The organism is Campylobacter troglodytis (assembly GCF_006864425.1).
Classification (GTDB): Bacteria; Campylobacterota; Campylobacteria; order Campylobacterales; family Campylobacteraceae; genus Campylobacter_D; species Campylobacter_D troglodytis.
The window spans coordinates 34,266-45,872 of record NZ_QHLI01000019.1 but is presented as its reverse complement, the minus strand read 5'-3'; the positions used below and the strand labels follow the sequence as shown (position 1 = coordinate 45,872).

At 37.5% G+C, this 11,607-nt stretch carries 11 protein-coding genes and 3 pseudogenes; 10 read left to right on the top strand and 4 right to left on the bottom strand.

All coding sequences use genetic code 11. The annotated features are described in order from the left end of the window. Positions 1-97 precede the first annotated feature (97 nt). The 4 genes from DMC01_RS05555 to thrS are packed head-to-tail and all read right to left on the bottom strand — an operon-like array spanning position 98 to position 4,171. The gene (locus tag DMC01_RS05555; RefSeq protein ID WP_142693285.1) at positions 98-763 is read right to left on the bottom strand and encodes a DUF4276 family protein; all 666 of its coding nucleotides are present in this window, start codon (positions 761-763) and stop codon (positions 98-100) included. Continuing rightward, on the bottom strand, positions 760-1,845 hold the full coding sequence (locus tag DMC01_RS05550) for an AAA family ATPase (protein WP_142693284.1): 1,086 nt from the start codon (positions 1,843-1,845) through the stop codon (positions 760-762). The genes DMC01_RS05555 and DMC01_RS05550 overlap by 4 nt, the downstream gene beginning before the upstream one ends. Before the next feature lie 2 nt (positions 1,846-1,847). Next, positions 1,848-2,366 (bottom strand): translation initiation factor IF-3, encoded by a 519-nt coding sequence (infC, locus tag DMC01_RS05545; protein WP_142693283.1) that lies wholly within the window; start codon positions 2,364-2,366, stop codon positions 1,848-1,850. After that, complete coding sequence (gene thrS / locus DMC01_RS05540) at positions 2,363-4,171, bottom strand: threonine--tRNA ligase (protein ID WP_142693282.1); 1,809 nt, start codon at positions 4,169-4,171, stop codon at positions 2,363-2,365. The genes infC and thrS overlap by 4 nt, the downstream gene beginning before the upstream one ends. 425 nt (positions 4,172-4,596) lie before the next feature. On the opposite strand from thrS, the gene hisA reads away from it, so the two are divergent. The 10 genes and pseudogenes from hisA (at position 4,597) to hisIE (ending at position 11,395) form a co-directional block, all read left to right on the top strand. Beyond that, positions 4,597-5,328 (top strand): 1-(5-phosphoribosyl)-5-[(5-phosphoribosylamino)methylideneamino]imidazole-4-carboxamide isomerase, encoded by a 732-nt coding sequence (gene hisA, locus DMC01_RS05535; RefSeq protein ID WP_142693281.1) that lies wholly within the window; start codon positions 4,597-4,599, stop codon positions 5,326-5,328. Between the two features lie 45 nt (positions 5,329-5,373). Next, the gene (locus DMC01_RS05530) at positions 5,374-6,504 is read left to right on the top strand and encodes a DNA cytosine methyltransferase (RefSeq protein WP_142693280.1); all 1,131 of its coding nucleotides are present in this window, start codon (positions 5,374-5,376) and stop codon (positions 6,502-6,504) included. Then, positions 6,497-6,676, top strand: a complete 180-nt coding sequence (locus tag DMC01_RS05525) for a hypothetical protein (RefSeq protein ID WP_142693279.1) — start codon at positions 6,497-6,499, stop codon at positions 6,674-6,676. The genes DMC01_RS05530 and DMC01_RS05525 overlap by 8 nt, the downstream gene beginning before the upstream one ends. Positions 6,677-6,685: 9 nt before the next feature. Beyond that, positions 6,686-7,223, top strand: a pseudogene (locus DMC01_RS05520) (restriction endonuclease). A gap of 52 nt (positions 7,224-7,275) precedes the next feature. Beyond that, positions 7,276-7,347: pseudogene (locus tag DMC01_RS16520) on the top strand (hypothetical protein); the annotation flags it as partial. A 15-nt stretch (positions 7,348-7,362) separates the two neighbouring features. Next, positions 7,363-7,491, top strand: a pseudogene (locus tag DMC01_RS14950) (hypothetical protein); the annotation flags it as partial. A gap of 67 nt (positions 7,492-7,558) precedes the next feature. Beyond that, positions 7,559-8,794 carry an Eco57I restriction-modification methylase domain-containing protein gene (locus DMC01_RS05515; RefSeq protein WP_142693278.1) on the top strand — a complete coding sequence of 412 codons (1,236 nt, stop codon included), beginning with the start codon at positions 7,559-7,561 and terminating at the stop codon, positions 8,792-8,794. After that, the gene (locus tag DMC01_RS05510) at positions 8,781-9,569 is read left to right on the top strand and encodes a R.Pab1 family restriction endonuclease (RefSeq protein ID WP_142693277.1); all 789 of its coding nucleotides are present in this window, start codon (positions 8,781-8,783) and stop codon (positions 9,567-9,569) included. The genes DMC01_RS05515 and DMC01_RS05510 overlap by 14 nt, the downstream gene beginning before the upstream one ends. 36 nt (positions 9,570-9,605) lie before the next feature. Further along, positions 9,606-10,373 (top strand): imidazole glycerol phosphate synthase subunit HisF, encoded by a 768-nt coding sequence (gene hisF / locus DMC01_RS05505; RefSeq protein WP_142693276.1) that lies wholly within the window; start codon positions 9,606-9,608, stop codon positions 10,371-10,373. A gap of 389 nt (positions 10,374-10,762) precedes the next feature. Further along, positions 10,763-11,395: a bifunctional phosphoribosyl-AMP cyclohydrolase/phosphoribosyl-ATP diphosphatase HisIE gene (hisIE, locus tag DMC01_RS05500; RefSeq protein WP_142693275.1), complete on the top strand. Its 633-nt coding sequence runs from the start codon at positions 10,763-10,765 to the stop codon at positions 11,393-11,395. Positions 11,396-11,607 lie beyond the last annotated feature (212 nt).

Here is an 11,607-nt window from a genome sequence, read left to right as displayed (position 1 = left end):
ATTTGCTCTTTTAAGAAGGTGGGGTTTTCGTTTTTCATTGTTTTAGGTGATGTTTATTGTTGTGATTTAAGCTCATATTTGTCCTTTAATTTTGCCCTTACAATGATGAAATTTTCTTACACCATTCATCAAAATGCTTGCATTCGCTTCTTATATGCGTAATGCTTATGCTTTGAGCGATGATTTTGCTGTGAAAGACCTTTTGATATGTTGGAAATATGGCTTCTAGCCTATGTGATGGGCTTGTTTGTGTGGAATTGTTGATGAGTTCGGGGTTAGGAAATTCATTTGTTATGTTTTGAAGTTTTGCAAGATAAGTATCCTTGCCTTGCCAAAGTGTGTCTGCTTCTATGATTTTGTTAATGTCGCTAAAAAGCAAGGCTTCAAATTCGTGTGGTTGTATATGTGGGAAAAATCTTTTTGGGTGCGAATTGCCATTTATATCATCGCAAAATGCCTTTTCTAAACTATCTATTTTTTGATAAATATCGCCTTGTTGGTTATTATATTGTGGAAAATCGCTAGGCAGAGCATAATAATCAAAAAATGTGCTTACAAAGGCTGTTTTATCTTGCTTAAGTTTTCTTTCGATAAAAGATTTCACCCTATTATAATCTAACCCTCCACCCCTATGTCCTTTGGAGGTAGGTATGATAATGGGTGTAAGATAAAGCTTTAAATTCACAAAATGTGGGGCTAAAACCCATTTTATAAAATTCTCTTCACTCTGTCCCTCGCATACTATGTGAATTCTTTTGCTCATTTTGGGCGACCGCCTATTAGATTACTTTTCCAAATTTCGCCCAAAGAATAATCCTCAAGCCAGTCTCGCAAATCCTCTGCGTTTAATCTTTTAAATGTGGATTGATTATCCTCTCTATCTACGACTATAATGTCTTGGGGTTCAAAATAATTTATAAGTTCTACTGATTGAGATGAGATGATAACCTGTTTTTCTACACTAGCCCTTTTGATGAGTTCGCTTAAAATGCAAAGTGCAAAGGGGTGAAGCCCAAGTTCAGGCTCATCAATTATAAGCGTATCTGGCATAAGCTCAAAGGGCTGTAAAAGCAAGGTCGCAAGGGCTATAAAACGAAGTGTGCCATCTGAAAGATAATGAGCCTTAAAAGGTGTGTCAGAGTCGGTTTTATCAAACCACTCAAGCTGGATAAACTCATCATCTCGCAATACAAAGCCTCCAAAAAATGGTGCAACCATTTGTATAGTGGCTACGATTTGCTCGTAATGGGCAATGTGCTTGTCTTTTATCATTTTAAGATATGAAGCTAAATTCGCCGCATCTTGCTTAAAGATGAGATTGTCATTGCTAGCTGGTTTGCCTTTCATTTTGGAAGTATCGCTTGTGTCGTGGAAGTGATAGACTTTCCATTGTTGAATTGAATTTTTGATATAGTCTGCCACAGCTTTGGAAGAAGAATATTTTTCAATCTCACTGAGATGACTTTCTTCTAAATTTTGCCCAAGATTAACAGTGATATTTTTCATAAGTCCAAAAAAATAACCTTTTTCATCTTTAATCAAAAGTTTGTTTTCTTGCGTTGGAATAAATTCCACATTATATTTATTTGAAGCAAACTTAAATTCAAAAAAAATTCTCTCCGTGTGCTTTCTGCCAAAATGTAAAAAGTTGTCGGGAGATTTACTTTGAGTGTAGCTTTGCAGTTCTTTGTTACACATTTTATTTAGCAATGTAAAGGCAGAGATAAAATTACTTTTACCAACTCCATTAGCCCCAATGAGTATATTTAAGTTTTTAAGCTCAAAATCTTCCAAAGATTTAATGGATTTATAGCCTTTTATAGTAATTTTCTCTACCTTTGCCATCTTTAACTCTTCTTAGGCACCACCATCATATTCACATATCTTCCCTCAAAATTTGGCTCTTTTTCCCTTGAAGCCTTATCCTCAATGCTTTGCCAAATCTTTTCAAGCAAATCAGCCCCAGCCTTAGGATTTTGCATCTCTCGCCCCTTTAAAAAGACACGAAATTTCACAAATTTGCCCTGTTCTAAAAACTCTAGGGCGTGGCGAACCTTGTAGTTTATGTCATTTTGAGCTATTTTTACTGAAAGCTTAATCTCTTTGATGTCGATGACCTTTTGCTTTTTCTTCGCCTCTTTTTGCTTTTTTTCTTGCTGATAGCGAAACTTGCCAAAGTCCATCACCTTTGCGACAGGGGGTTTTGCATCAGGAGCGATTAAAACCAAATCAAGCCCCTTTGAGCTTGCCAGCTTTAAAGCCTCCGTGCGACTGAGAATTCCAAAAGCCTCGCCGTTTTCCCCTACACAGCGAAGCTCACTCGCTCTTATCTCTTCGTTGAGCAGCACTTCTTTTTCTTTACTCAAAAATGCACCTCATTCAACTTCTCCCTTATAAATTCCAAAAACTCTTTCAAAGAAAGGTTTTTTTGCTCTTTGGCTCTACGATCTCGCAAAGCAACGGTTTTTTTTGCCACTTCCTCATCGCCTAAAACCACTATCATAGGCAGTTTTTGCTTTTCGGCGTTTCTAATTTTCTTACTCAAACTCTCATTTTTATCATAAATTTCGCTATCTACTCCTAAATTTAAAAGCTCCTTGTGAATTTCTTTTGCGTAGTTTAAATGTGCTTCGGCTATCGGCACTATGCCAACCTGCGTTGGGGCGATGAAAAATGGAAACTCCCCAGCACAGTGTTCTGTCAAAATGCCAACAAAGCGTTCAAAGCTACCTAAAATTGCCCTATGAAGCATAACAGGACGCGCCTTGGTATTTTCGCTCGTGGTGTATTCAAGCTCAAAGCGCTCAGGCAGATTAAAATCCACCTGAATCGTCCCACACTGCCATTTTCTGCGAAGGGCATCTGTGATTTTAATGTCAATCTTGGGTCCATAAAAAGCACCCCCACCCTCGTCTATGCCGTATTTTAGCCCCTGCTCATCAAGGGCTTCTTTTAGGGCTTTTGTGGCATTTTCCCAAATCTCATCACTTCCTATGGCTTTTTCAGGCTTTGTGGAGATTTCCATTTCATACTCAAAGCCAAAGGCACGCATTAAAGAGCCTACAAAGTCTAAAATTTCAAGCACGAGCGGTTTGATTTGTGTTTGGGTGCAAAAGATATGCGCATCATCTTGGGTAAATTCACGCACCCTAAAAAGTCCGTGCAAAACCCCACTTTTTTCGTGGCGATGCACCACTCCGTATTCAAAGTATTTGATAGGCAAATCGCGGTAACTTCGCACTTCGCTTTGATAGATTTTAATGTGTCCCACGCAGTTCATAGGCTTTATGCCATACTCTACCTCATCAATGCGTGTAAAATACATATTTTCCTTGTAGTTTGTATAATGCCCGCTAAGCTTCCACACATCAGCTTTTAAAAGCTCAGGTCCTCTAACAGGCTCGTAACCGCGTAGGCGGTGAATTTTATACAAAATATGCTCTAATTTTGAGCGCATTCTAGCCCCTGCATTTAGCCACAAAGGCAAGCCTCCTCCGATTTGCTCGTCAAAATGAAAGAGTTTTAGCTCAGTTCCAAGTTTGCGGTGGTCTCGCTTTTTAGCCTCCTCTAAAATTCGTAAATGCTCTTTCAAACTTTCTTTGTCTGCAAATGCCGTGCCGTAAATGCGAGTAAGCATTTCACGCTTTTCATCGCCTCCAAGATAAGCTCCTGCAATGCGGGTTAATTTAAAAAAACGCAAAAAGCCGGTATTTGGTATATGAGGGCCGCGACACAAGTCCTCAAATTCGCCTTGCTTGTAAATTCCAACCTTGCCCTGTGGAATTCGCAAAAGCACCTCTTGCTTTAAATCATCGTCTTTGAATTTAAGCACAGCCTCATCTTTTTCTATGTTATAACGAGTAATGTCTAGCTTTTGGGCTGCAAATTCTTTCATCTTTTCTTCGATCTTAGGCAGATCTTCCTCGCTAAGAGAGGCATTTACGCGAAAATCATAATAAAAGCCATCCTCTATCACAGGTCCAACAAAGAATTTTACTTCTGGATAAAGAGCTTTAATCGCTTGTGCCATAAGATGAGCACAGCTATGACGAAGAACGGCTAAACAGTCAGGTGAATTGTCAAAATAAATGGGATTGAGTGTTGTTGAGGTCGCACTTTGTGTGTCTATGATCTGATCATCACACTTGTAGGCTATAAGTTCTGCTTTCATTTATAAAAATTCTTCTCCTTAAAACATAAAATTACTCTTTAAAGACGTTATTATAATTTTATCATTTACAAGTTCAAAAAAGATTTCTAAGATAAAAGATCTATTTTTGGTTACAAAATGACAAGGCATTTAAAGATCTTAAAATATCTAATTGATAATTTTAACCTTGTAAAGCTTAAGTTTATTTTAAATTTAGCCATATTTTTGCAAAAAAGCTCATTTTTGTAGCCTCTAAGATAGTAATCATAGCACAAAAAATCCTTTTAAAAATTACACAGTAAATTCAAAAATGATAAAACCAAAAGCAAGTATAGGATAGTTAAATTCAGCCCTTAATAATACTTTTGGCGATTGATACTTTTAGCTAACTTTGACTTTTTACACCTTTTGTGTTAGTATTTTAGCCTACATTGAAAGGATAAAAAATGAGTATTTTAATACCAGCACTAGACTTAATAGACGGCAAGGTTGTCAGGCTTTTTAAGGGCGATTACAAAAGGGTTCAAAGCTATGAATTTGAGCCTATTAAAAAGCTAAAAGAGTATGCCAAAGACGGAGCAAAATGGCTTCATATAGTGGATTTAAGCGGGGCAAAAGAACCAGCCAAAAGGCAAATTAGGCTCATTAAAGCTCTGTGTGAGAGCGTAAGTGCTAAAATTCAAGTGGGTGGGGGCATACGCAGCAAAAGTGAGATAAAAGCCTTGCTTGATGCAGGTGCTAGCCGCGTTGTCATAGGCTCTTTGGCTATTCACAATCCCACACTTTGCGTTGAAATTTTGCGTGAATTTCCAGCCCATCAAATCTGCCTTGCCCTTGATGTCGTGCCAAAGGATAAAGAATTCATCATAGCCATAAATGCTTGGCAAGAAGAAAGTGATAAAAAACTACCCGAAGTGCTTGAATTTTACGCTGAACACGGGCTAGAAAACATACTATGCACGGATATTTCAAGGGACGGCACTATGAGCGGGGCAAATGTGAGGCTTTATAGACTTGTAAGCGAGATTTTCCCGCACATTAAAATTCAAGCCTCAGGCGGAGTAAGCTCACTAAATGACTTAAAGGCTTTAAAAGGGCTTTGCAGCGGTGTCATCGTAGGCAAAGCCTTGCTAGATAAGGTTTTTAGCGTGAAAGAGGGGATTGAGTGTTTGAAATGAAAAACACGAAATTATGCTAAATTTAAGTTTCAATAAAGGATAAAAATGCGAAACGCAAACAATACCCCTACAAACAATCTACTTAGCGTTGCTGATATTTTTTGTGGGGCTGGTGGGCTTAGCTACGGCTTTTATCACAATGATTTTTTTAAGCTTATTTTTGCAAACGATCTTGACAAAGACGCTCTTTCAAGCTACAAGCAAAATCACAAAAACGCCCAAATTTTGCACTGCGACATAAAAGATCTTGACGAAAAAACGCTTTTAAGTTACGAAAAAATAGATATTCTGTTAGGGGGTCCGCCTTGTCAAAGCTATTCTACTCTTGGCAAAAGAAAAATGGACAAAAGGGCTCATTTGTTTGAGGAATATCTAAGAATTCTAGGCATTTTAAAACCACAAATCTTTGTATTTGAAAATGTCGTAGGGCTAATTTCTATGCAAAAAAGGGAGCTTTTTAAGCAAATTTGCAAGGAATTTGAGAATTTGGGCTACAAAATTTTTCATCAAATTTTAAATGCCGTGCATTTTGGTGTGCCACAAATGCGTGAGAGGGTTTTTGTTGTAGGGATTTTACGCGAATTTTGTAAAAAAGATTTTATCTTTCCAAAGCCCACGCATTCTAATAATGCAAACGATTTAGCAAAATTTATCACGCTTGAAAATGCCTTATGTGATTTACCCCATATAAAAAGTGGAGAAAATGGCAATGATAAGGGCTTTTTGTGTGAGCCAAACAATGAATTTTTGCACTTTGTTAGAAAGGATACAAAGTTAAGCGAACATAGTAGCCCCAAAAACAATCCAAATTTAATCAAAATAATGCAAACTCTCAAAGATGGACAATGCAAAGATGACTTGCCCGCACACATTCGCCCAAAATCAGGCTACACAAACACCTATGCGAAAATGTGGTGGCAGCAATCTGCACCCACAATCACTCGAAATTTTGCTACACCAAGTAGCTCTCGGTGCATTCATCCACGAGATTCTAGGGCTTTAAGCATTAGGGAAGGGGCGAGATTACAAAGCTTTCCTGATGATTTTATCTTTGTGGGAAGTGAGAGTGCAAAAAGATTGCAGATAGGCAATGCCGTGCCACCACTTCTTAGTATAGCCTTGGCAAGGGCTGTGCAAGAGTATTTTAGGGCACTACAAGGATTTGAAAATGTTTAGTGTAAATGATTTTAAAGATTACCGTAACGCTTTGGGCTTTGGCTCACAAGCGAAATTTAGAGAATTTTTAAGTGCAAAAGATCTTGTGGCAAATATAGATTTTACTTATATTGATTTGCTAAATGTTAGGCTTTGTGAAATTTTTCGTAGGCTAAATGGCGTGTATTATTAGCCCTGCGATATAGAAGAGTTTTTGCAAGATAAACTTTTTAACGCCTATGACCTGCTTAAAAACAATCAAATTCTAAATAAACTTAATAATCAAGGCAGACGAAAAGAAGAGGTGTATTTTAGTTGGGTGCGTGGGTATTTGATTTTGGAGTATTTTAAGGGGGCGATAGCTGATATTTTTGCCGTTTCGCAAGAAACGATACAAAGTATAGGCGAGGATGATTTTTCATCGCTTGATACATTTAAACGCACACCAAAAGCCGATTTGGAGATTGACAATTTGGGCAAAAAGTGGCGTATAGAAGTGCAAAGCGGATTTCAAGGCATAAATGATATAAAAGAACACAAAGTGCGTGAGGCAAAAGCCGTGTATGAGAGCTCGCAAATTCAAACCCTTGTCATTCATTTTGATATTTTCAACGGACAAGTGGCGTTTTTCGCGCATTGCGGATAATGACATTCATTGGATTACGAGGCAACAAATGGAAGGACAAAGCGTTTTTAACATAGAACAAAACCTCTTCAAATGGCTCTTGCACTCCGCCTAGATTTAGGGAGTTATATTTTGGCTCGTAAAAATTCAAAAACCAAAGGACTTAAATGCTTACAAAAAGAATAATAGCCTGTTTGGATGTAAAAGACGGACGCGTGGTAAAGGGCGTTTGGTTGAAAATTGAGTATCTAAGCTCACTAAGTGATTTAAAGGCTTTAAAATGACCTTGCAGTGGTGTCATAGTAGGTAAAGCCTTGCTAGATAATGTTTTTAGCGTTAAAGATGGGATAGAGTGTTTGAATGAAAGGCATTCAAGGACTTAAGGCGAACTTCACTTAGCTTTTAAGCCAAAATTATGTATAATGAAATGAAAATTCTCAAGGGACAAATATGTCGCAAACGCATTTAGATAAGATAAAAGCCTTGAATTTAGGTAGTTTTTACACGCCTGATTTTGTGGTGAAAACTGTTTATGATATGCTTTTAAATGACTTGTCAAGCGTGAAGTTAAAGGACTTGACCTTGCTTGATAGTTCTTGTGGATATGGGAATTTTTTGCGAGATGATGTTTTGCAAGGCTTAAAAGTTCAAGGCAAAAAAGATTTAAAAAGTCAAGGCGAAGAGGGCTTTGAATTTAAAGAAAAAAAGATGCAAAAAACCTTGAATTTAAATACAAAAAGTGTAAAAAGCCTTGAATTTAAAGAAAAAATCGGCATAGACATAGATGAAGAAGCCTTAAAAATAGCTAGGCAAAACTTTTCAAACTCAAAAAATCCACCCAAATTTTTACACAAAAACTCACTCGTAAATGTAAGTAGGGCAAATTTTGACATTAAAGAAGGCTCAAAGCTAGTTATCATAGGAAATCCCCCTTATAATGATAAAACCTCCATAGTGCAAAAAAGCCTTAAAAATGACGAGTGTAGCGTGGATAAAGAGCTTAAAAAAAGGGATTTGGGAATGAGCTTTTTGCTTTCTTTTGAGAAATTAAAGGCTGATTATATTTGCGTTTTGCATCCTCTTTCTTATCTCATCAAAGAGAGTAATTTCAAGGCTTTGAGGGCATTTTTTGCAAATTATAAGCTTAAAAATTCACTTATCATTAGTTCGCAAATTTTTTGCCCAAATTCTCTTGGCTTTTTCCCCATTATCATAGCCCTTTACGAGCGAAGCACAGAGGGCATTAGCTATGAATTTATTAAACATTACAGCTTTAAAACAGCTGAAAACAAGGCATTTTGTTTGAATGATTATGAATTTATTAGCAAATTTATTGACAAATATCCAAACAAAAAACGCATTTTAGACTCTCAAAAAATCGCTATGTTTTACACCTTGCGTGATATAAACGCCCTTCGCAGAAGCAAAACCTTTATCGACAAAGACTGTGCAAATGCCGTTTATATCGAGCCTAAGAAGTATAGCCTTTACTGCTATGTGGATGTGTTTAAGCAAATTTTAAAAAATGTGCCTTATTATTTTGGAAATTGCGATGTGATGATTGATTTTAAGGGCTTTAAAAGGCTTGAAAAGGACTTTATCAAGGCTTCAAATTCAAAGTGTTTAAGCCCTGAAATTACGCATTATTTTGAGAATTTGCTGGGGGTTCATTATGAAAATCGCTAAACTTCAAAAGCCCCAAATTGTAGTAGAACTTCCACTCACTACTCAAAGTAGCAAGGTGCGTGTGAAAGAACGAAATAGCTTTTATGAATACGGCTTACCCATTTCTACAAGGCAAGTTCCTTTTGCGCAAAAGCATTATATAGAATGGCAAATAGGCTATGATGCGGACAAAAGCGACAAGGAAAAGTTAGCTTTAACAAAATTACAGGAAAGCGAATTTTTCCGTGCAAAGGACAAGGACACAAAGAAACCCAGGGCACTTTATGAATTAAGCGAGTATTTGTTTTACTTTGCGTACTGGGGCATTGTGAGTGTAAGGGAGCTTGATAATTTGCTTGATTTTTTAGAGCAAGTAAGCTATTTTTTGGATTCACGGTTTGAAATACGAACGCAAGAATTACAACCATTGTTTCAATCTCATTATTCGTCTATGTTTTCATTAAGGACAATAAATTTACCATATCTCATCTGGCGAAATAAAGAATCTTTAAACGATCGATTTTCTATTGAAATCATCATCAAAGAAAAGCAAAATGCTGTGGGCATTCAGCCTATGCTTTATGTGTGTTTTCCCATTACGCATTTAGAGGATAAATACAAGCAGCCCTTGCTTGGCAGGGTAGCAGGGCAAAACGAATGTGCTTATTTGATTTTAGACTACAAAGATAAAGAATTTGTCCTTGAAGCCTTTAAAATCCTTGGCATTTTAAGCCCAGATCATAATTGCGACACTAGGGAAATTTTAGCGTGGATAAGGGCAAATTGGAGTTTTTAAAAAGACTTTTGTCATTCAAATCTTAAAGGACAAAAAATGCTTACAAAAAGAATAATAGCCTGTTTGGATGTAAAAGACGGTCGCGTAGTAAAGGGCGTTCAGTTTAAAAACCACGAGGATATGGGAGACATAGTCGAGCTTGCGAGGTATTACTCTCAGTGTGGCATCGATGAATTGGTGTTTTACGACATAGTAGCAAGTGCTAGGCAAGGCAGAGTAAGGTGTGAGTGGGTTAGCGAGGTGGCAAAACACATAAATATCCCCTTTTGCGTAGCAGGGGGCATAAAAAGCGAAGCCGATGCAGCCGAGCTTTTAGCAAACGGAGCGGATAAAATCTCCATAAATTCGCCAGCCTTAAAGGAGCCAGAGTTAATAGAACGCCTTGCCAAGAGCTTTGGGGTGCAGTGCGTGGTGGTGGGCGTTGATAGCTACAAGGACGAGAGCGGAAATTTAAGGGTCTTTGCCTACACAGGTGAGGAAAAAACCACGAAAGATAGCGGTAAATTCACGCTTGAGTGGATAAAAGAGGCAGCAAACCGAGGAGCTGGTGAAATAGTGCTAAATATGATGAATCAAGACGGGATGAGAAGGGGCTATGATTTAGAGCAATTAGCCGCTGTGCGTGAGATTTGCTGCGTGCCGCTCATAGCAAGTGGTGGAGCTGGGAAGGCTGAACATTTTTTGGATGCTTTCAAGGTGGGAGCTGATGGGGCTTTGGCGGCTAGTGTGTTTCATAAAAGACTTGTGGATGTAGCTGAGCTTAAGGGCTATTTAAAAGAAAATAATATAAGTGTTCGTGTTTAGCTTGAATTTTAGGCTTTGTGATTTTGGGTGTTTGCTTTGTGAATTTTGGCTTGAATTTGAGTGTTTTTTTGTGAATTTTAGCTCTTTTTGTGGGCTTTTTGAATTCGGCTGGTTCGTCTTTCGGCGAAAAATCACTTCTACAAGGCTCGGCAGACCGCTACCGCTGTTAGTCTAGCCTTCGCCTTACATAAGCGATTTAGCCCCAAATACTGCACCTTTGATTTAATTTAATGGAAAATTCACGCAAGCGTGAATTTTCGCCTTTGTTTTAAGTGAAGTTTGTGAATTTTTAATTTGATTTTGAATGAAATTTAATGTGAATTTTTTGAATTTTTGCCTTAGTTAAAATTTAAAAGAGTAAAATTTTATTTATTAAAAAAGGACAATGAATGCTAACAAATCAAGATGAATTTATATCTAGCATAGCTTGGGGTAAGGTAAATAATCTCTTGCCCGTCATCGTGCAAGATTTTAAAACTAGCGAAGTGCTAATGCTTGGCTATATGAACGAAGAGGCTTTGCGTGAAAGCCTAAAACAAGGCAAAGTAGTTTTTTACTCACGCACGAAACAAAGGCTTTGGCTTAAGGGCGAGGAAAGCGGACATTATCTAAATATAGTAGAAATGGGGCTTGACTGCGATAAAGACACTCTTTTAGTGCTTGCAAGTCCCGTGGGAGCAATCTGCCATACAGGAAGCATTTCTTGCTTTGAGGAAACGAGCAAAAAGGGCGATTTTGTCTTTTTATCACGGCTTGAAAGGCTCATAAATTCACGCAAAAATGGCGACATAGGCAAATCCTACACAAGCGAGCTTTTTGCCAAAGGCACAAAGAGAATCGCTCAAAAGGTTGGCGAAGAGGGCGTTGAGACGGCACTTGCCGCTGTTTGTGGCGATAAAAACGAGCTTTTAAACGAGGGGGCTGATTTGCTTTTTCATCTTTGTGTGCTTTTGGCGGATAAGAATTTAAGCTTAAATGAAATAATCGCTATTTTAAAGGAAAGAAACGCGAAAAAAGAATAATTTAATGCGTTTAAGTGTTTTTAAAACAAGTACTTGTTAAAATTGATGCTTTTTAAAAAAATATCTATTTATAAGCTGAGCTTGTCATTTTAATAAAGAAGCTTCATTTTAGATAAGCTAGGTTTTAAGCTTTTTAAAAAATAAGTCTAAGCTTGGTAGCGTATCGAATCAAAAGTTTGCTAGTAGCAAGAAACACTAAAAAATGCTACTAA

Coding starts and splice junctions, on each gene's coding strand:
- DMC01_RS05555 (WP_142693285.1), bottom strand. CDS start 763: ATGAGCAAAAGAATTCACATAGTATGCGAGGGACAGAGTGAAGAGAAT.
- DMC01_RS05550 (WP_142693284.1), bottom strand. CDS start 1,845: ATGGCAAAGGTAGAGAAAATTACTATAAAAGGCTATAAATCCATTAAA.
- thrS (WP_142693282.1), bottom strand. CDS start 4,171: ATGAAAGCAGAACTTATAGCCTACAAGTGTGATGATCAGATCATAGAC.
- hisA (WP_142693281.1), top strand. CDS start 4,597: ATGAGTATTTTAATACCAGCACTAGACTTAATAGACGGCAAGGTTGTC.
- DMC01_RS05530 (WP_142693280.1), top strand. CDS start 5,374: ATGCGAAACGCAAACAATACCCCTACAAACAATCTACTTAGCGTTGCT.
- DMC01_RS05525 (WP_142693279.1), top strand. CDS start 6,497: ATGTTTAGTGTAAATGATTTTAAAGATTACCGTAACGCTTTGGGCTTT.
- DMC01_RS05515 (WP_142693278.1), top strand. CDS start 7,559: ATGTCGCAAACGCATTTAGATAAGATAAAAGCCTTGAATTTAGGTAGT.
- DMC01_RS05510 (WP_142693277.1), top strand. CDS start 8,781: ATGAAAATCGCTAAACTTCAAAAGCCCCAAATTGTAGTAGAACTTCCA.
- hisF (WP_142693276.1), top strand. CDS start 9,606: ATGCTTACAAAAAGAATAATAGCCTGTTTGGATGTAAAAGACGGTCGC.
- hisIE (WP_142693275.1), top strand. CDS start 10,763: ATGCTAACAAATCAAGATGAATTTATATCTAGCATAGCTTGGGGTAAG.